General features: G+C 63.2%; 19 protein-coding genes. 14 read left to right on the plus strand and 5 right to left on the minus strand.

Features of this window, described 5'->3' with window-relative positions:
* Positions 1–9 precede the first annotated feature (9 nt).
* Positions 10–1,464, plus strand: a complete 1,455-nt coding sequence (gene xylB, locus ACQ5BM_RS16185) for a xylulokinase (RefSeq protein ID WP_429813065.1) — start codon at positions 10–12, stop codon at positions 1,462–1,464.
* A 38-nt stretch (positions 1,465–1,502) separates the two neighbouring features.
* On the opposite strand, the gene ACQ5BM_RS16190 is transcribed toward xylB, so the two are convergent.
* Positions 1,503–1,865: a nuclear transport factor 2 family protein gene (locus ACQ5BM_RS16190; protein ID WP_429813067.1), complete on the minus strand. Its 363-nt coding sequence runs from the start codon at positions 1,863–1,865 to the stop codon at positions 1,503–1,505.
* 142 nt (positions 1,866–2,007) lie between these two features.
* Between ACQ5BM_RS16190 and xylA the strand changes: the two genes are divergently transcribed.
* From xylA to ACQ5BM_RS16215, 5 genes are all read left to right on the plus strand, one after another.
* A complete protein-coding gene (gene xylA / locus ACQ5BM_RS16195) occupies positions 2,008–3,318 on the plus strand; it encodes a xylose isomerase (RefSeq protein WP_429813069.1) in 1,311 nt (436 codons plus the stop codon).
* 379 nt (positions 3,319–3,697) lie between these two features.
* Entirely contained in the window at positions 3,698–5,209 is a 1,512-nt protein-coding gene (locus ACQ5BM_RS16200) for a methyl-accepting chemotaxis protein (protein ID WP_429813072.1), read from the plus strand.
* A 313-nt stretch (positions 5,210–5,522) separates the two neighbouring features.
* Positions 5,523–6,575 (plus strand): sugar phosphate isomerase/epimerase family protein, encoded by a 1,053-nt coding sequence (locus ACQ5BM_RS16205; RefSeq protein ID WP_429813075.1) that lies wholly within the window; start codon positions 5,523–5,525, stop codon positions 6,573–6,575.
* Positions 6,576–6,809: 234 nt separating this feature from the next.
* Positions 6,810–7,991 carry a Gfo/Idh/MocA family protein gene (locus tag ACQ5BM_RS16210; RefSeq protein WP_429813078.1) on the plus strand — a complete coding sequence of 394 codons (1,182 nt, stop codon included), beginning with the start codon at positions 6,810–6,812 and terminating at the stop codon, positions 7,989–7,991.
* Between the two features lie 255 nt (positions 7,992–8,246).
* A complete protein-coding gene (locus tag ACQ5BM_RS16215) occupies positions 8,247–9,614 on the plus strand; it encodes a GH1 family beta-glucosidase (protein WP_429813081.1) in 1,368 nt (455 codons plus the stop codon).
* A 56-nt stretch (positions 9,615–9,670) separates the two neighbouring features.
* Here ACQ5BM_RS16215 and ACQ5BM_RS16220 read toward each other — a convergent pair whose 3' ends face one another.
* Positions 9,671–10,540 carry an NAD-dependent epimerase/dehydratase family protein gene (locus tag ACQ5BM_RS16220; protein ID WP_429813084.1) on the minus strand — a complete coding sequence of 290 codons (870 nt, stop codon included), beginning with the start codon at positions 10,538–10,540 and terminating at the stop codon, positions 9,671–9,673.
* A 414-nt stretch (positions 10,541–10,954) separates the two neighbouring features.
* Between ACQ5BM_RS16220 and ACQ5BM_RS16225 the strand changes: the two genes are divergently transcribed.
* From ACQ5BM_RS16225 to ACQ5BM_RS16240, 4 genes are all read left to right on the plus strand, one after another.
* Positions 10,955–12,037 carry a methionine ABC transporter ATP-binding protein gene (locus ACQ5BM_RS16225; protein ID WP_429813087.1) on the plus strand — a complete coding sequence of 361 codons (1,083 nt, stop codon included), beginning with the start codon at positions 10,955–10,957 and terminating at the stop codon, positions 12,035–12,037.
* Positions 12,027–12,692: a methionine ABC transporter permease gene (locus ACQ5BM_RS16230; protein WP_429813089.1), complete on the plus strand. Its 666-nt coding sequence runs from the start codon at positions 12,027–12,029 to the stop codon at positions 12,690–12,692. The genes ACQ5BM_RS16225 and ACQ5BM_RS16230 overlap by 11 nt, the downstream gene beginning before the upstream one ends.
* A gap of 37 nt (positions 12,693–12,729) precedes the next feature.
* Entirely contained in the window at positions 12,730–13,506 is a 777-nt protein-coding gene (locus ACQ5BM_RS16235) for a MetQ/NlpA family ABC transporter substrate-binding protein (protein ID WP_429813092.1), read from the plus strand.
* A 112-nt stretch (positions 13,507–13,618) separates the two neighbouring features.
* Positions 13,619–14,026 carry a GFA family protein gene (locus ACQ5BM_RS16240; RefSeq protein WP_429813095.1) on the plus strand — a complete coding sequence of 136 codons (408 nt, stop codon included), beginning with the start codon at positions 13,619–13,621 and terminating at the stop codon, positions 14,024–14,026.
* 249 nt (positions 14,027–14,275) lie between these two features.
* Here the strand turns inward: ACQ5BM_RS16240 and ACQ5BM_RS16245 are convergent, their stop codons facing one another.
* From ACQ5BM_RS16245 to ACQ5BM_RS16255, 3 genes are all read right to left on the minus strand, one after another.
* A complete protein-coding gene (locus tag ACQ5BM_RS16245; protein WP_429813098.1) occupies positions 14,276–15,220 on the minus strand; it encodes a rhodanese-related sulfurtransferase in 945 nt (314 codons plus the stop codon).
* A 97-nt stretch (positions 15,221–15,317) separates the two neighbouring features.
* The gene (locus ACQ5BM_RS16250) at positions 15,318–16,226 is read right to left on the minus strand and encodes a CHAD domain-containing protein (protein WP_429813101.1); all 909 of its coding nucleotides are present in this window, start codon (positions 16,224–16,226) and stop codon (positions 15,318–15,320) included.
* Positions 16,223–16,696, minus strand: a complete 474-nt coding sequence (locus ACQ5BM_RS16255) for a CYTH domain-containing protein (RefSeq protein ID WP_429813104.1) — start codon at positions 16,694–16,696, stop codon at positions 16,223–16,225. The genes ACQ5BM_RS16250 and ACQ5BM_RS16255 overlap by 4 nt, the downstream gene beginning before the upstream one ends.
* Positions 16,697–16,898: 202 nt before the next feature.
* On the opposite strand from ACQ5BM_RS16255, the gene ACQ5BM_RS16260 reads away from it, so the two are divergent.
* From ACQ5BM_RS16260 to ACQ5BM_RS16275, 4 genes are all read left to right on the plus strand, one after another.
* Positions 16,899–17,537, plus strand: coding sequence for a 2-dehydro-3-deoxy-phosphogluconate aldolase (locus ACQ5BM_RS16260; RefSeq protein ID WP_247959830.1), 639 nt, complete (start codon positions 16,899–16,901; stop codon positions 17,535–17,537).
* Positions 17,538–17,744: 207 nt separating this feature from the next.
* Positions 17,745–18,458 carry a tellurite resistance TerB family protein gene (locus tag ACQ5BM_RS16265; RefSeq protein WP_429813106.1) on the plus strand — a complete coding sequence of 238 codons (714 nt, stop codon included), beginning with the start codon at positions 17,745–17,747 and terminating at the stop codon, positions 18,456–18,458.
* Between the two features lie 128 nt (positions 18,459–18,586).
* On the plus strand, positions 18,587–19,282 hold the full coding sequence (locus ACQ5BM_RS16270) for a GNAT family N-acetyltransferase (RefSeq protein WP_429813108.1): 696 nt from the start codon (positions 18,587–18,589) through the stop codon (positions 19,280–19,282).
* 41 nt (positions 19,283–19,323) lie between these two features.
* Positions 19,324–19,530 carry a hypothetical protein gene (locus ACQ5BM_RS16275; RefSeq protein WP_429813110.1) on the plus strand — a complete coding sequence of 69 codons (207 nt, stop codon included), beginning with the start codon at positions 19,324–19,326 and terminating at the stop codon, positions 19,528–19,530.
* Positions 19,531–19,542: the final 12 nt, after the last annotated feature.

Genomic DNA, 19,542 nt, shown 5'->3' on the forward strand with positions numbered 1-19,542 from the left:
GAGGCAAGCATGTATCTCGGACTTGATCTCGGCACCTCGGGCGTCAAGGCAATGCTCATCGATGGCGACCAGCGCATCGTCGGTTCGGCCTCGGGCGCGCTCGACGTCTCGCGCCCGCATCCCGGCTGGTCGGAACAGGATCCGGCAGACTGGGTGCGCGCGGCCGAAGAGGCGATCGCCGGGCTGAAGGCGGCGCACCCGGCGGAGCTTGCGGCTGTCAGCGGCATCGGCCTCTCCGGCCAGATGCACGGCGCGACGCTGCTCGACGCCGACGACCGGGTGCTGAGGCCCTGCATTCTCTGGAACGACACCCGCAGCTTCCGCGAGGCGGCGGCACTCGATGGCGATCCACAGTTCCGCGCGATCACCGGCAATATCGTCTTCCCCGGCTTCACCGCGCCGAAGCTTGCCTGGGTGCGGGCCAACGAGCCCGAAATCTTCGCCAAGGTGCGTTGGGTGCTGCTGCCGAAGGACTATTTGCGCCTGTGGCTGACGGGCGAGCACATGTCGGAAATGTCCGACTCCGCCGGCACCTCCTGGCTCGATACCGGTAAGCGGCGCTGGTCGGAAAACCTGCTTGCCGCCACGGGCATGGACGAAAAGCAGATGCCGAGCCTCGTCGAGGGAACCGACCCGGCCGGGAAGCTGCGTTCGGAGCTTGCGGCCCGCTGGGGCATCTCCAGTGATGTCGTGGTTGCCGGCGGTGCCGGTGACAATGCGGCATCTGCCTGCGGCATGGGTACCGTCGGCGAAGGGAACGCCTTCGTGTCGCTCGGAACCTCGGGCGTTCTCTTCGCGGCGAATGCGAGCTACCTGCCCAACCCGGAAAGCGCCGTGCATGCCTTCTGCCACGCCCTGCCGAACACCTGGCACCAGATGGGCGTCATCCTCTCGGCGACCGATGCGCTTAACTGGTATTCCGGCATTGCCGGGCGCAGCGCCGCAGAGCTCAGCTCGGAACTCGGCGACACCATCAAGGCGCCCTCAGGCGTGACCTTCCTTCCCTATCTCTCGGGCGAGCGCACGCCGCACAACGACGCGGCGATCCGCGGCGCCTTCGTCGGGCTCGGCCATGAAAGCAGCCGTGTAGCGCTGACGCAGGCGGTCATGGAAGGCGTGTCCTTTGCCATCCGCGACAGCCTGGAAGCTCTTCGAGCCGCCGGTACGACGCTATCGCGCGTGACGGCGATCGGCGGCGGCTCACGCTCGCGCTACTGGCTGAAATCGATCGCAACCGCGCTCAATCTGCCGGTCGATCTGCCTGATGATGGCGATTTCGGCGCCGCCTTCGGGGCGGCCCGCCTTGGCCTCATCGCCGCGACGGGCGCGGATCCGGTGGCGACCTGCTTTGCCCCGCGCACCGCCGAAACCATCGCGCCGGAAGCGTCGCTGGTTTCGGCCTACGAGGAGACATATCAGCGCTATCGCCGGCTCTATCCGGCGATCAAGGGCACCGCGTCGTGACGGCGCTGTGCCCCAAGTCTGGCTCGATTGCCGGTCGCTCAGCGGGCCGGAACCTTGTCGAGAAAGCCGGTGATCGCCTTCAGGCGGCCGTTCTCGATCTGGCAGACATCGGTGCCCTCGATGACCGAGGGAACGCTGTCCGGGCCCAGCGCCCAGGAGAAGCGGATCGCGTCGGCATAGCCGTCCGCCGCACCCTTCAGCGTGAAGCGGAAGCCGGGAAACTGGCCGTGCACGCCCGCAATCAGGGCATCGATGCCGGCGTGGCCGTCGCCCTGCATGATCGGGTCGCGGTAGGCGACGTCGGCGGTGAAGGCCTTCTCGATCAGGGGCGCGCGGCTTGCGGCATCCGTCGTGTTCCAGGCGGCGATGTAGGCTTCGGCGATGGCGTTGAAGTCGTGCATCGAAGTGTTCCTTTCGTTTGGCGTTTCGATGTTTTCCGTATCGCCGGACGAGGGAATGAAACCAATTACCTTCCACGTAATGGCCGGACCCATCGGATGGACGATGTCGGCCGAAACCACTCTTGAAAGAGGAGCAAAACCCGTGAGCACAGGATTTTTCGGCGATATCGCCAAGATCAAGTATGAGGGACCCGAGAGCACCAATCCGCTCGCCTTCCGCCACTACAACAAGGACGAGATCGTTCTCGGCAAGCGCATGGAAGACCACCTGCGCTTCGCGGTTGCCTACTGGCACACCTTCGTCTGGCCGGGCGGCGATCCCTTCGGCGGCCAGACCTTCGAGCGCCCCTGGTTCAAGGACAGCATGGACGCGGCGAAGCTGAAGGCCGACGTCGCCTTCGAATTCTTCGATCTACTCGGCGTTCCCTTCTATTGCTTCCACGATGCGGACGTGCGCCCGGAAGGCAAGACTTTTGCGGAGAACACGAAGAACCTCAACGAGATCGTCGATCACTTCGAGAAGAAGCAGGCCGAAACCGGCGTCAACCTGCTCTGGGGCACGGCGAACCTCTTCTCCAACCGTCGCTACATGTCGGGTGCCGCGACCAATCCGGATCCGGATGTCTTTGCTTTCGCGGCCGCGACGGTGAAGACCTGCCTCGACGCCACCAAGCGTCTCGGCGGCCAGAACTACGTGCTCTGGGGCGGGCGCGAAGGTTATGAGACGCTGCTGAACACCGACATGAAGCGCGAGCTCGACCAGCTCGGCCGCTTCGTCAATCTCGTCGTCGAGTACAAGCACAAGATCGGCTTCAAGGGCGCGATCCTGATCGAGCCGAAGCCGCAGGAACCGACCAAGCACCAGTATGACTACGACGTCGCGACGGTCTACGGCTTCCTGAAGAACTACGGCCTCGAAAACGAGGTGAAGGTCAATATCGAGCAGGGCCACGCGATCCTTGCCGGCCATTCCTTCGAGCACGAGCTGGCGCTCGCCAATGCGCTCGGCATCTTCGGCTCGATCGACATGAACCGCAACGACTACCAGTCCGGCTGGGATACCGACCAGTTCCCGAACAACGTGCCGGAGATGGCGCTTGCCTACTACCAGGTTCTCTCAGGCGGCGGTTTCGTGACCGGCGGCACCAACTTCGATGCGAAGCTGCGCCGTCAGTCGCTCGATCCGGAGGACCTGCTGATCGGCCATATCGGTGGCATGGACTGCTGCGCCCGTGGCCTCAAGGCGGCGGCGAAGATGATCGAGGACAAGGCGCTCTCCGCTCCGCTCGAAAGCCGCTATGCCGGCTGGCAGGTGCCGGAAGCCAAGAAGATGCTCGACGGCGGCTTCTCGCTCGAGGAGATCGAAGCCTGGGTACTGAAATCGGACCTCAACCCGCAGCCGAAGTCCGGCAAGCAGGAACTGCTCGAAAACGTCGTCAACCGCTACGTCTAAGCGTTTTCCTGGATTGGTTCGTGCGGCGGCTCGGAGTTCTTCGGGCCGCCGTTCGTTGGGAGGCTCTGCCACTGCAATTTGCATCTTCTGCGCGTAAAAAATCCATGACGCTTTTTGGTTGTTGCCGGCGCATGCGCTTGATGAAATTCTACATCCTATGATTCTGAAATGATGTTGTGGCCGTAGACACCGGGTGTCTTCGGCATGTGAATGTTTGCGCCATCGAGTTTCAATCCTAGATAGCATAATTTACCATACACAATTTATAGTTATTTCTATATTATAATATGGTAAACCTTCGGTGCAGGGTGCGCCGTACCTTGAGCTGCAGCGGCCACCTCGTCACGCGTGCTGTCGCGGCGCCAGGGGAACAATCCGTATGACCAGCTTCGATTCGAAGACCAAACTTCTCAATGAGCGTCTGCAGTTCGTCGATCTCGACGACGCTCAACGGACGGCGCTTGCGCGCTCGCTGCCCGTCATTTCCGCCTCGCTCGATACGGCGCTGAACAAGTTCTACACCAAGGCGCGCGCCAATCCGGAAACGGCGCGCTTCTTTGCCAGCGAAGCGCATGTGCAGGGCGCCAAGGCCAGGCAAGCCAGACACTGGGAACTGATCGCCTCCGCCAGATTCGATGCGCAATATGTCGATGCCGTCACCACCATCGGCAAGACTCATGCGCGCCTCGGCCTGGAGCCGCGCTGGTATATCGGCGGCTATGCGCTGATCATCGAATCCATCCTGAAGGGCGTCATCGAGAGCCACCTGAAAGGTTTCCTGCATCGCAACAAGGCGAAGGAGATCGGCACCGATGTGGCAGCCGTCGTCAAGGCCGCGATGGTCGATATGGACTATGCGATCTCCGTTTATCTCGACGCGCTGCAGGAGGAACGTGAACGCTCCGAAGCGGAGCGGCAGGTTTTGAACGGCCAACAGGAGGAAGCGCTTTCGGCGCTCGAAGATTGTCTGAAGCGCCTGGCCGACGGCGACCTGACCGCCGTCATTGCCAGCGAACTCGCACCGCAATTCGCAAGCCTTCGATCCAACTTCAATGCCGCGCTCGGCAAGCTCGACCAGACCTTCGGTGCGATCGTCGGGGCTTCCGAGGAAACGGCAAACAATGCCGGTGAACTGGTATCGGCCACCGACGACATGGCGCGGCGCACCGAGCAGCAGGCGGCCTCGCTTGAGGAAACGGCGGCCGCACTCGAAGAGATCACCACCATTTCCAAGGAAGCGGCGTCACGCGCGGAAGAGGCGCGGCGGGTCGTCGGAAACGCCACCGACGAGGCGCGCAAATCCGGCGCCATCGTCGAGCAGGCGGTGGCGGCGATGAGCGCGATCGAGGACTCCTCGCGCAAGATCACCCAGATCATCAGCGTCATCGACCAGATCTCCTTCCAGACCAATCTCTTGGCGCTGAATGCCGGGGTCGAGGCGGCACGGGCGGGCGAGGCAGGCAAGGGCTTTGCGGTCGTTGCGCAGGAGGTGCGCGAACTGGCGCAGAAGTCGGCGGAAGCGGCGCGCGAGATCAAGGAACTGATCGACAAGTCGTTCGAGGACGTGCTGATGGGCGTGTCGCTGGTCAACAAGACCGGCGAGGCGCTGCATCACATTGGCGACCAGGTGATCAACATCAACGGTCACATCGACGCGATCGCCGGCTCGGCGCGCGAGCAGTCGGCCGGTATCGCTGAGATCAACACCGCCGTCACCAACATGGACCAGATGACGCAGCAGAATGCGGCGATGGTCGAGGAAACCAGCGCCGCGACGCATACGCTCATGCAGGTCAGTACCACGCTCAAGGGGCTTGTCGATCAATTCACCGTATCGGCCGGGCGGCAAGGGAAACCCAGCCTGGTGGCAACGAACCGGCGTTACGGATGACCGTTTGAAGAGAGCTACGGACGAGGGGAGGGGGCGCCATGACGGCCCCCTTTTCTTTGCCGCTGCCATCGGTCCAGATGCTCAACGCATCGCTTCCGTGCGTTTGACGAGGCCTGTGGCATCGCGAGATGAAATCGATTACAAATCTTCCGCGAATCTGCGTCCTTGCCTGTTGCCCCCTGCCGAAAATCTGCTAGCTTCGGCGCCTGCAACGTTTCAGGTCTGTCCGTTTAAGCGGAAATCGGGTGTTTTGTACTTCCGATCGCTGACGGTCCGGGCGGGCCGATGCCGTTCCATCGGGAGGAAAATCGGGATGAAGACCATCAAGGGGCCAGGGCTCTTTCTTGCGCAATTTGCCGGCGATGCGGCGCCGTTCAATTCCTGGGACGCGATCACCAAATGGGCAGCGGATTGCGGCTACAGGGGCGTACAGGTGCCGAGCTGGGATGGGCGGCTGATCGACCTGAAGAAGGCGGCGAGCTCGAAGGCCTATTGCGACGAGTTCGCCGGCACGGCGCGCGAAAACGGCGTCGAGGTGACCGAGCTGTCGACGCATCTGCAGGGCCAACTCGTGGCCGTGCACCCGGCCTATGACGAGGCCTTCGACGGCTTTGCCGCCGCGGAGGTGCGCGGCAATCCCAAGGCCCGGCAGCAATGGGCGGTCGAGCAGGTGAGGCTGGCGCTGACGGCCTCGAAGCACCTCGGCTTGAGTGCGATGGCAAGCTTTTCCGGCGCGCTCGCTTGGCCCTTCGTCTATCCCTGGCCGCAGCGGCCGGCCGGCCTCGTCGAGACCGCCTTCGACGAGCTGGCGAAGCGCTGGACGCCGATCCTCGATCACGCCGAGGACTGTGGCGTCGACATCTGCTACGAGATCCATCCGGGCGAGGACCTGCACGACGGCATCACCTACGAGATGTTCCTGGAGCGCACCGGCAACCATGCGCGCGCCTGCATGCTCTACGACCCGTCGCACTACGTGCTGCAGTGCCTCGACTATCTCGACAACATCGACATTTACAAGGATCGCATCCGCATGTTCCACGTCAAGGATGCGGAGTTCAACCCGAGTGGACGGCAGGGCGTCTATGGCGGCTATCAGGGCTGGGTCAACCGGGCCGGCCGCTTCCGCTCGCTCGGCGACGGCCAGGTGGATTTCGGCGCGGTGTTCTCGAAGATGGCGGCCAACGACTTTGCCGGCTGGGCGGTGGTCGAGTGGGAATGCGCGCTGAAGCATCCGGAGGATGGCGCGCGGGAAGGCGCCGACTTCGTCAGGCACCACATCATCCGCGTCACCGAGAAGGCCTTCGACGATTTCGCCGGCGCCGGCACCGACGAGGCGGCGAACCGGCGCATGCTGGGGATCTGAGGATTTGCCCCTCTCCTCGGGTTTAACCCGAGGACTAACCCTCTCCCCGCAGGCGGGGAGAGGGGACGCGGACTGCGGCCGGCCTTGGGTTGTTGAGGTGTTGCGGTCACAGGCGTCCGAGCGGGTGCGGCATATCCCTTCTCCCCGTGTGCGGGGAGAAGATGCCGGCAGGCGGATGAGGGGCAGATCGCACGACAAAAACCGAAGATACGAACGGAAACAGGGGAGAAGATTATGGCAATCGAAGGAACGAGCGAGAAGCGCGAGCGCCGCATCCGGCTCGGCATGGTGGGCGGCGGCTCCGGCGCCTTCATCGGCGCGGTGCATCGCATCGCCGCACGGCTCGACGATCACTATGAGCTGGTGGCGGGTGCGCTGTCGTCGACGCCGGAAAAGGCGGAAAGCTCGGGCCGCGAGCTCGGGCTCGATCCGTCGCGCGTCTATTCCGACTTCAAGCAGATGGCGATCCGCGAGGCGAAGCTGAAGGACGGCATCGAGGCGGTGGCGATCGTCACGCCCAATCACGTGCACTATGCCGCGGCAAAGGAGTTCCTGAAGCGTGGCATCCACGTGATCTGCGACAAGCCGCTGACCTCGATGCTATCAGACGCGAAGAAACTGAAGAAGGCGGCCGACGACAGCGACGCGCTGTTCGTGCTCACGCACAACTATACCGGCTATCCGATGGTGCGCCAGGCGCGCGAGATGGTTGCCAATGGCGAGATCGGCGCGGTGCGGCTGGTGCAGATGGAATATCCGCAGGACTGGCTGACGGAGAATATCGAGCAGTCCGGCCAGAAGCAGGCCGCGTGGCGCACCGATCCCGCACGCTCCGGCGCTGGCGGCTCGACCGGCGACATCGGCACCCATGCCTATAATCTCGGCGCCTTCGTCTCCGGTCTCGAACTGGAGGAGCTTTCGGCCGATCTCGACAGCTTCGTTCCTGGCCGCCAGCTCGACGACAATGCCCATGTGATGATGCGCTTCAAGGCGAAGGACGGTGAACGCGCCAAGGGATTGCTCTGGTGCAGCCAGGTGGCGCCCGGCCACGAGAACGGCCTGATGGTTCGCGTCTACGGCACCAAGGGCGGGCTCGAATGGACGCAGAAGGATCCCAACTATCTCTGGTTCACGCCGTTTGGTGAGCCGAAGCGGCTGCTCACCCGAGCCGGCGCCGGCGCGAGCGCGGCGGCAAACCGCGTCAGCCGGATCCCGTCCGGTCATCCGGAGGGTTACCTCGAAGGCTTCGCCAACATCTATAGCGAAGCGGCCCGCGCCATCTTCGCCAAGCGCAAGGGTGAAAAGGTCGATCCGGCGGTCACCTATCCGACCATCGACGACGGCATGAAGGGCATGGTCTTCGTCGATGCCTGCGTCCAGTCATCCAAACGAAATGGTGCCTGGGTAAAGGTGTAACGAACTGCCAAAACGCGGCGGAAGGGCGGGGGCTTTCCCGCCCTTTTTCGCGAATTGACATTTGCAGGCACGGCATTACAGCGCCGCGCGTCTATCTAAACGCACAAAGGTCGCTGTAACGCTTTAGATCTGCTGCATAATTTTGCCCTTAAACCGATTTCGATTTAGGGAACTATGCCGTAGGCCGGCCCGCCAAAGGCGAGAAAACAACGGGGTCCCGCTCGACGCGGGGCCGGAGCGAGACGAGACAGAGAGATGACCGATCCCAAGATCCTGGCCCAGCGCTTCCCTGGCGATTTCGTATTCGGGGTGGCGACCGCCTCCTTCCAGATCGAAGGCGCCACCAAGGCGGACGGCCGCAAGCCGTCGATCTGGGATGCCTTTTCCAACATGCCGGGGCGTGTCTTCGGGCGTCACAATGGTGATGTCGCCTGCGACCACTACAACAGGCTGGACGAGGATTTGGACCTGATCAAAAGCCTCGGCGTCGATGCCTATCGCTTCTCGATCGCCTGGCCGCGCATCATCCCGGAGGGTACGGGTCCGATCAACGAAAAGGGGCTCGATTTCTACGATCGCCTCGTCGACGGCCTGAAGGCGCGTGGCATCAAGGCCTTCGCGACGCTCTACCATTGGGACCTGCCGCTGGCGTTGATGGGCGACGGCGGCTGGACGGCGCGCACGACGGCCTACGCCTTCCAGCGTTATGCCAAGACGGTGATCGCCCGCCTCGGCGACCGGCTCGATGCAGTCGCGACCTTCAACGAGCCCTGGTGCTCGGTCTGGCTCAGCCACCTCTACGGCATCCATGCGCCAGGCGAACGCAACATGGACGCGGCGCTCCATGCGCTGCACTTCACCAATCTGGCGCACGGTCTCGGCGTCGATGCCATCCGCTCCGAGCGGCCGAGCCTGCCTGTCGGGATCGTCATCAATGCCCACTCGGTCTACCCCGGCAGCGCCAGCAAGGCAGACAAGGCGGCCGCCGAGCGCGCCTTCGACTTCCACAATGGCGTGTTCTTCGGCCCGATCTTCAGGGGCGAATATCCCGAGAGCTTCATGAGCGCGCTCGGCCACCGCATGCCTCTGATCGAGGACGGCGACATGGAGACGATCTCGCGGCCGCTCGACTGGTGGGGCCTCAACTATTACACGCCGATGCGGGTCAGCAACGATCCGGCGAAGGGTGCGGAATACCCGGCGACGATCAATGCGAAGCCGGTGAGCGAAACCAGGACGGATATCGGCTGGGAAGTCTATGCCCCGGCGCTTGGAGCCTTGGTCAAGACGCTGAACGCGACCTACCAACTTCCGGAATGCTACATCACCGAGAACGGCGCCTGCTACAACATTGGCGTCGAGAACGGTGTCGTCGACGACCAGCCGCGGCTCGACTATATCGCCGACCACCTGTCGGTGACGGCGGACCTGATTGCCGAGGGCTATCCGATGCGCGGCTATTTCGCCTGGAGCCTGATGGACAATTTCGAATGGGCCGAAGGCTACAAGATGCGTTTCGGCATCGTCCATGTCGACTACGATACCCAGGTCCGCACCATCAAGAAAAGCGGGCACTGGTACAAGGCGCTCGCCGAAGAGTTTCCGAAGGGCAACCACATCTGACGATTGGGACAGGTGGGGTCAACCCGCCACCACCGAGCGATTCTCCGTTCGCAGTCTTACCGGCGAACCGGCAGGACTTCGAGGCTCTGTCGGTCGAGTTGGGCCAGTACCTCCTTGAAACCGTAGCGCGGCTTCCAGTCGAGCTTTTCGATTGCGGCACTCGGGTCGTAGACCCGATCGATCGTCTCCGGCAGCGCCCAGCCGCGATCGGCGAAAGCCTGGGACAGTTTTGGCGCCCGCTCGCGCAGGAGCCCTGCCGCATCTTCTGCCAGACGGCGGCAATCGGTGGGAAGCAGCGGTGTTTCGCCCGAGATGATGTAGCGCTGGAAGGCGGGGCCGCCATTGTCGAGCGCCGCCACATGCGCCGCAGCCACGTCGCGCGCATCGATGCCGCGGTGCAGGCGATAGCTTGCGACCCGGTCCGCAGCCTCCGGGAAAGAGCGCGACATGCGCAGCACCCGCACATGCAGGGCACGATCCGCGGCGTTTTCGAGCAGGGCTTCGGACGCAAGCTTGGTGTGGTGATAGATCGTGTGCGGCTTCGGCGGCGTTTCCTCGGTGATCCAGGCGCAGCTTCCCTCCGCGACCGCGTGGCCATAGAGCGCCGTCGTGCTGGTAAAGACGATGCGGCCGACGCCCGCGGCCTGCGCCGCGGCAATCACCAGATGCGTGCCCATCACGTTGACGCGCTCGAACTCCTGATCGGCGACCGTATCGACGTGGGGCGCATGCAGTGCGGCCGTATGGATGACGGCATCTGCGCCTTCCATCGCGCGCTCCAGCAATTCGCCATCGACGAGATCGCCGACGACGGCCGTCGTGCCGAAGGGCATGCGGTCGATGCCGACAACGTCATGGTCGGCGGCAAGTGCGTTGTAGATGGCTCGGCCAATGCGGCCCGAGCTTCCGGTCAAGACGATGCGCATGTTCTACCTCGTAACCCTGTTCCTGCCCGTTAGCATGAAACGAGATCGGGTGCAGTCCGTTCGAACAAGGATATCCAAGGCGGGGAATTGCCCGCTGCGGGCACGCGTGCAGCAAAAGAGCATGGTTTTGCCATTCTCGCGCCGATCGCGGAAAAACATGCCTGTGAAATCCAGCGGCAATTCTCCATAAGAGCCGTAGATTATGTCGCATGCGGGCCATGCGGCGCCAAAGTTGAACTGACTGGTTGCTTGATGATAGAGAAGTGCTCCCTGTTCCGAATGCGTTGTCGAATGTCGGCCTGACCGGACGCGCCTTCCATCCCGCCTTCCGTCGGGATCATGAGTTTTGAACATTCCGAGAGCACCTATGTATCCGCACATTTCGACTGCGCCTCTTTCGGGGATTTCCGAACGATGAGCGTTTCCGCCCAAAGCACCGCGCCATCGGCTGACGCAGCCGTCGTCTTCGACGGCGTTTCCAAGCATTTCCCCGCCTCCGGCAGCAGCGGCGCTTTCACCGCGCTTGACAATGTCTCGCTGACGGTCGATCGCGGCTCGATCACCGGCATCATCGGCCGCTCCGGCGCCGGCAAGTCGACGCTGATCCGGCTGGTCAACGGCCTGGAAAAGCCGACGGGCGGCAAGGTGCTGGTCAATGGCGTCGATGTCGGCGCGCTCGACGAGGCGGCGCTGCGGGCGCTTCGCCGTTCGGTCGGCATGATCTTCCAGCACTTCAACCTGCTTTCGTCGCGCACCGTGTTCGGCAACGTCGCGCTGCCGCTGGAAATTGCCGGCATGGACAAGCGCGCGATCGAACAGCGCGTGCGGCCGCTGCTCGACCTCGTCGGCCTTGCCGACAAGCATGGACGTTATCCGGCCGAACTCTCCGGCGGCCAGAAGCAGCGCATCGGCATTGCCCGGGCGCTCGCGACCGAGCCGAAGCTGCTTCTCTCCGACGAGGCGACATCGGCGCTGGACCCCGAGACGACACAGTCGATCCTCGAACTTCTGAAGCGCATCAATGCCGAACTCGGGCTGACGGTGCTGCTCATCACCCACGAGATGGAAGTGGTGAAGGCAGTGACCTCCGATGTCGCGGTCATCGATCACGGCCGCATCGTCGAGCGCGGTCATACCTTCGACGTCTTCACCCATCCGAAGCACGAGACGACGCGCGCGCTGCTTTCGGGCCTGGCGGGTTCAAAGCTTCCCGATGCGGTGGTCCGCGCCCTGAAGTCGCAGCCGGCCGCTGGCGACCGTGCCGTGGTGCGGCTCACCTTCTTCGGCGCTGCCGCCGAGAAGCCGCTGATCTCGCAACTGATCAAGTCTGTCGGTGCCGAGGTCAACATCATCGCCGGCACGATCGACGAGATCGGCGGCGCACCCTATGGCTCGTTGGTCGTCGCCTATGGCGCGGATGTGGAGACATCCGGTCGCGCCGAACGCTTTTTCACCGAAAACGGTCTGGTCACGGAGGTGCTCGGCTATGTCGCCTGATCTTCTGCTGCGCATCGGCAGCGCCACCATCGACACGATCTACATGGTCGCGGTCGCCGGCCTGATCGGCTCGCTGATCGGCATGCCGATCGGCATCTTCCTCGCCACCAGCGGCAAGGGTGAGCTCTTCCCGGCGCCGACGCTGAACCGCATCGTCGGGCTGATCGTCAACGCCACGCGCTCGACGCCGTTCATTATCCTCGTCGTTGCCATCATTCCCTTCACCCGGCTGCTCACCGGCACCTCGATCGGCACCAAGGCGGCGATCGTGCCGCTGACGATCGCGACCATCCCCTTTGTCGCGCGTCTGGTCGAAGCCGCGATCCGCGAGATCGACAAGGGGCTGATCGAAGCGGCGCGCGCCATGGGCGCAACGCCGATGCAGATCGTCTTCAAGGTGCTGCTTGCCGAAGCGCGGCCGGCGCTGACGCTGGCGCTCACCATGACCGCCGTTAGCCTGATTGGCTATTCGGCGATGGTCGGCGCCGTCGGCGGCGGCGGGCTCGGCGACCTCGGCATCCGCTACGGTTACCAACGCTTCATGCCCGACGTGATGCTCGTCGTCGTCATCGTGCTGATCGTGCTGGTGCAACTCGTCCAGAGCGCCGGCGACGGCCTGGCGCGGCGCTTCGACAAGAAGAACCGCAAGACCTGACTTCCTCCCAAGACTTGAACATGAACAGGAGACATCCATGAAGAAGCTCATCATCGCAGCGGCGATCGCCGCTCTCACGGCCGGCACGGCGCTTGCCGAAACCATCAAGGTCGGCGTAACGCCGGGCGAACATGCCCAGATCATGGAGAAGGTGAAGGAGATCGCGGCACCGAAGGGCCTCGATATCGAGATCCTCGAATTCTCCGACTACGTCGTTCCGAACCAGGCGCTGGCCGATGGCGATCTCAATGCCAACTCGTTCCAGCACCAACCCTATCTCGACAACCAGATCGCCGATCGCGGCTTTGACATCGTCAGCGTCGGCACCACCATCACCACGCCGATGGGCGTCTATTCGAACAAGGTGAAGAGCCTCGACGAGCTTCAGGACGGCGCGACGATCGCCATCCCGAACGACCCGACCAATGGCGGCCGCGCTCTGCTCGTTCTCGCCTCCAAGGGGCTGATCAAGGTCAAGGAAGAAGCCGGCCTGAAGGTCACTCCGGCCGACATCACCGAAAACCCGAAGAACATCACCTTTGCCGAGCTCGATGCAGCACAGCTTCCGCGCTCGCTGCAGGACGTCGATGCGGCCGTGATCAACACCAACTACGCCATGGAAGCCGGCCTGCACCCGAAGAAGGACGCGATCGCCATCGAAAGCGAGAAGTCGCCCTACGCCAACGTCATTGCCGTGCGCAAGGCCGACAAGGATGCGCCGTGGGTGAAGACGCTGGTCGAATCCTACCACGACGAAAAGGTGAAGGCCTTCATCAACGACACCTTCAAGGGCGCGCTGATCCCGAGCTGGTAAGCTACACTCTCAAAAAGAATACGGGACCGCGCGCTGCAATCGCGGCGCGCGGTTTTTCTTTGACCGCAAGGCTCGCTTGGCTATCCTCCTGACGCTTCGAGGAGGATGGAACATGAGTGTGATGAACGGCGGCTGCCTCTGCGGCGCAATTCGGTACGAGGCGAAGGGGCAACCCCTCTATTCCGGCTTCTGCCATTGCCGCGATTGCCAGCGCACGACCGGAACCGGTCATTGCTGCTACATGATCTTCGACCGGGCCAACGTTTCGATGTCAGGTACATGCCGCGGCTACGAGACGCGCGCCGAAAACGGCAATCCCTCGATCCGCTATTTCTGCGAAACCTGCGGCAGCCAGATCTTCGGCTCCGGTCCTCCAGGCGATCCACGCCTGTCGATCTATGCCGGCACGCTCGATGATCCCTCGGTGTTTCAGCCGACCGACGCGATCTTTACCCGCAGCCGCCACGAATGGGACCGCAGCGCGCTGCCGCTCGCCGAGTGCGAGGCGTTGCCGGGCTAGGCGCGACAGCAAGATTTGCCCCTCACCCTCTCCCCGCAAGCGGGGGCGAGGGGACGTGCCCAACAGCAGCCGTTGTGCTGAAGCCTTGGCTGCCGGTGCCGGCCTGCCTGAAAGTGGCGGCCCAAGTCGGAGTTTGATCTGTGGTACGGGGCGGTGCCGCAAGACCCTTCGCCCCGCTTGCGGGGAGAAGATGCCGGCAGGCGGATGCGGGGCCTTCCTCACCGCGCGGATGAGGGGCGCACCCGTCGTTCAGCTTCCGAGGTGACGCTCGCCGCGCTTCTTCGCAAGCTCGATCTGCTTCTGGCGCTGGCGGTAGCGTTCCCGATCTTCGTCAGTGCGGATCTCGTAGCAATGGATGCAGGAGACACCTTCCTCGTGATGGGGCGAGGCGAGGTCGGCCGGGGTCAGCGGCTGGCGGCAGGCGTGGCAGAGCGTGTGCTCGCCTTCTTTCAGGCCGTGGGTCACGGAGACGCGTTCATCGAAAACGAAGCAGGCGCCCTCCCACAGGCTTTCTTCCTGCGGCACCTCTTCGAGATATTTCAGAATGCCGCCCTTGAGATGGTAGACCTCGTCGAAGCCCTGCTCCTTCATGAAGGCGGTCGCCTTCTCGCAGCGGATGCCGCCGGTGCAGTACATGGCGATCTTCGGCTTGTTGTGCAGGCCGGTGTGGTTGCGCACCCAATCCGGAAACTCGCGGAAGGTCTTGGTCTGCGGATCGACCGCGCCCTTGAAGATGCCGATCGCCGTCTCGTAATCGTTGCGTGTATCGATGACGATCGTATCGGGATCGGAGATCAGCGCGTTCCAGTCCTTGGGATCGACATAGGTGCCGACGATCTTGTTGGGGTCGATGTTCTCGACGCCCATGGTGACGATTTCCTTTTTCAGCCGCACCTTCATGCGCAGAAACGGCATCGAAGTCGCCCGGCTTTCCTTGTGCTCCAACGCCGCAAGCTCCGGCTGGGCACGCAAGAACGCGAGGACGGCGGCGATGCCGGCATCCGTGCCGGCGATCGTGCCGTTGATGCCCTCATGGGCGAGCAGCAGGGTACCCTTGACGCCGTTTTCGTCGCAGACGGCCTGCAGCGGTTCGCGGAATTCGGCGAAGCGCGGGAAGCTTGCGAAATGATAGAGCGCGGCGACGAGGAACTGGCCATGCGTCTGCGGGCGCGGGGTCGTGGAAATGTCGGTCATGGCCCGTGCAAATACAGCTTTCGCGCCGCAAGCGCAATCGCGGCGGCCGAGAGGGGGCACTCTGTCGCGCTGCGGACGATCGGCCGGGGCGGCCCTGTTAACGCGCGGCGTCCAGCCAAAGCAGCCGGATCGTCCGGCTCTCTTCGTCGGGCTGCTCCTGGAAGACCGTTGCAGCCAGCTTCAAAGCGTCGCCGCGCAAGATTTCCTGCCTTGCGATGACGGCGGCGATGAGATGGGCCTGGTCCTGGCTGTTGCCGGCGAGGCCCGGCTCCTCGTTGATCAACTGGACCAAGACGGCGAGATCGTTGAGGTGGCCGAGTATGTCGACCAGCATCTTGGCCTCGTTGCGTTTGGCCTGCATGGCCGACCGCCAGGTCTCGCGCATAAGCCCGAGATGCATGCGGTAGTCCTGTGCGCGCTTGCGCAATTCGTGAAACGGGTCTGCCTCCGTGCTCGATCCGCATGCTTCCTTGGCCCGGGCGGCGCGCTTGAGTGTCCGCTGCCAGCCTTTCGTCAACCGGGCCGCCGTCTTGCTGCGGCGGTCGTCGAAAGATACTTGGGCCAGTGCCCCCAGCGCCTGCTCGCAATTGACTAGGGTGCCGGCGACGCGATCCTCGATGTCGGTCTCGCGGGCGGCAATATGGTCGCGACGGGTCGTCAGCCGTTCGCAGACATGGGTGAGGGCTCTTTCTTCCTCCTCGCTGCAAGCCCCAGCCCTGAGATAATGGGCGTTTTCGACGAGGGCGGCAGCATCGCGAACGATCGAGAGGTTGCGGGCCATGTCGCGAATGCGCGCGTTTTCGTACTTCTGGAATTGCGGCGCGTCGGCGGCGACGAGCCGGTAGAGCGAGCGCAGGCGCTTGAAGTTCTTGCGGGCGTCATGGATGGCCTCGTGCAGGCCCTGAGGGCGGTCTTCGAGGATCATGACCGCCTCGGTGAGCTGTTCGGCGGCAATGGCACGGAAATCGTCAGTGAACGGCCGTCCGGGCCGGAAGGCGTAGGTCATGACTGGGGTTCCATCAGCCCCTCTGTGGCAAGCGCCTGGTTGGAGTAGCGACGGTCGCCGGTGACTTCGCGACCGATCCAACTGGGCAATGCCGGTATGTCGGTCTCGCGCTTCATCTCCACTTCGGCAACGATCAGGCCCTTGAGCGCGCCTTCGTAGACATCCACTTCCCAGATGAAGCCCTTGTGCGGCACGCGGTAGCGCCGTTTTTCAATGATGATGCCGACCGCCTGAGTCAGCATCTCGCGCGCGTCGTCCAAAGGCAAGTCGTATTCATACTCGTTTCTGACGAGCGCCGACTTGCCGATCTTTATGGTGAGGCGGGCCCATTTGTTGCCGTGGATACGCACGCGCAGCGAGCGGTCGTCCATGGTCACGACATAGGCTTGCCTGAGGTCGATGCCTTTGTCCGCATGCTCTCGCCACCCGTCGGAAGCGACCAGAAACTTGCGTTCTATTTCCTTCGCCATGGATAATCCGCCATTTCGATAGGCTCGCCGCCATCAAACTATCGCTTTCGCGCAAAGGCTCAAGTCATCTCTTTGTTGTAGGTAATATTTTATCTTCGACTTACATGGGAATGCCGCACACTTGCGCCCTTGGGTCTCGACAACCGATGGCCGGCGGAGTATGCGGAAGGCATATTCAATCGTTTTAAAAAGGACGATCGGCATGAGCGCGAAAACCGACAGGCTTCTTTCCATCCTCAAATTGCAGCCGGTCGTTCCGGTTCTGGTGATCGACGACGTCGCGACCGCCGTACCGCTGGCGCGCGCCCTGGTTGCCGGCGGGTTGAAGGCGATCGAGATCACGCTGCGCACGCCGGCTGCGCTCGAAGCGATCAGTGCCGTTGCCCAGGAAGTCGAAGGCGCCGTTGCGGGTGCCGGCACGATCCTCAATGCCGCGCAGTTCCAGGCGGCGGTCGAAGCCGGCTCGAAGTTCATCGTCAGCCCCGGCACGACCCAGGAACTGATCGACGTCGCCAACGACCACGAAGTGCCGCTGCTGCCGGGTGCCGCCACGGCAAGCGAAGTCATGGGCTTGCGTGAAGAAGGCTACGACGTCATGAAGTTCTTCCCGGCCGAGCAGGCCGGCGGTGCAGCCTATCTCAAGTCGCTGTCCTCGCCGCTTGCCGGCACGCTGTTCTGCCCGACCGGCGGCATTTCGCTTTCGAACGCGCGCGACTATCTGACGCTGCCGAACGTCGTCTGCGTCGGCGGCTCCTGGGTCGCGCCGAAGGATCTGGTTGCCAAGGGCGATTGGGCCGGCATCACCAAGCTTGCGGCCGAAGCCTTCGCGCTCAAAGGCTGAGCGCGACGCCACCGATGTCCAGTTCCGAAGGCCGGGCCGACGCCCGGCCTTTTTCGTTGGCCGCGCATCGACCCTTCTCGCCTCTGGCGCGAATTTGTATTTTCCCTGCAACGTTCCTATGTCTCAATCCATTCAGCGATGGGCGCGCGGGCGGCGTTCCCTTTCGCTCGTCCCTGACCGTCCGGAACCGAGAAGGAGCGAAACCCGATGTTCGACGCGAAGAAATTGCTGGATCAGTTTCTGGGATCGCAGGTACCCGGTGCCGGTGGGACGGTGCGCGATCGCGCGACCCAGGTGACGCAGCTTGCCAAGGACAACCCGCTGGCGACCGGCGCCATCGCCGCTGTCCTGCTGGGAACCAAATCGGGTCGTCAGCTTGCCGGCAATGCCGCCGTGCTCGGCGGCCTCGCGGCGATCGCGGGTCTCGGTTACCAGGCCTACAAGAATTATCAGGCCGGCAATACGCCGGGAGGCTCGACGGTTGCCAAGGGCGAACCGGAACTCCTGCCGCCGCCAGCCGATTCCGGCTTCGCGTCTGCGCCGGAGGCCGTCAGCCACGATTTCGCGCTGACGCTGGTGCGCGCCATGATCGCGGCCTCGCGCGCCGATGGCCATATCGATGAGGCCGAGCGCCAGCACATCATGGACAAGCTGTCGGTTTCCGGCCTTTCGGCCGATGCCGCCGCCTTCCTGGAGAGCGAGCTTGCCAACCCCGTCGATATCGACGCGATCGTCGGCGCCGCAAAGACCGAGGAAGAGCGCGTCGAGATCTATACCGCATCGCGCCTGACGATCGAGCCGGAGACCCGTGCGGAGCGTGGTTATCTCGACCTGCTCGCCGGCCGCCTCGGACTTCCGGACGCGCTGGTCGATCACATCGAGGCGACGGTATCGGCCGCCAAGGTGCCGGCTACGGCCTAGCACATCGGCTGAGTGCTGATGGTTGCATCACCGGTTTGAACAAGGTTCAGCGTTCATAACCAGTTTGAATTTGTGTCGGCCGTCACCTTGGCCTATGCCGAAGCGCGAGGGATGAAGGAGGAGCGGCGATGCGTGATCTCAGGAACTGGAAAGGATGCCCGGCGCCGAAGGGCGTCGCGCTCGAAGGGCGCTTCGTCAAGCTCGAGCCTTATGAGCGCGACCGGCATCTGCAGGACCTCTGGGACGGTCTCGGCGGCATGGCGATCAATCCGCTGCTCAGATATTTCACGCAGCCGGATTTTAGGGATATCGAGGATTTCGACGCGTGGCTGACGGCGGCGCAGGAGAAATCCGGTTGGGTCACCGAGGTCTTTCGCGACAAGGCGACCGGCATCGTCGTCGGTATGGCCAACTACATGCGTGCCGATCCTGCCAATGGCGTCGTTGAAGTGGGAGCCGTGGCCCATGGCGCCGCCATGGCGCGCTCGCCGCTCTCGACCGAAGTCCATTACCTGATGGCGAAACACGTCTTCGAGGATCTCGGCTATCGCCGCTACGAATGGAAATGCCACAGCGAGAACATGGCGAGCCGCAACACGGCGGCGCGCCTCGGCTTCACCTTCGAGGGCATCTTCCGCCAGCACATGATCTCCAAGGGCGAAAACCGCGACACGGCCTGGTTCTCGATGATCGACAGCGAGTGGCCGCTGCTCAATGCCGCATTCGAAACCTGGCTCGCAGTTGATAATTTCGATGAGGATGGTCGCCAGATAAGGCGGCTTGAAGATATACGTGCGGACTTGGAGCGGCTGGCGTCCAAGTAAGCGCCTGACGTTTCGTCGCACCAGACAACAGCAGGGAAATCATGCAGAACAAGGAAAAGTCACCGGCGATCGCCGCTGCGATCATTCTCGTCGTCGCCGGCCTCGGCTTCTTCGTGCTGCCGTCGATCATGCTGAAGCTCGGCGACATCTCGCCCTGGCTGGCCGTCGCCTTCGGCGTGATCTTCGTCCTGGGTTTCTTCCTGCTTTTCTGGCTCCGGGCCCGCTACCAGCGCAAGCGCGGGCTTTGAGGATCGTTTCCT

It is taken from the genome of Ensifer sp. B1-9 (genome assembly GCF_050474445.1).
Classification (GTDB): domain Bacteria; phylum Pseudomonadota; class Alphaproteobacteria; order Rhizobiales; family Rhizobiaceae; genus Ensifer.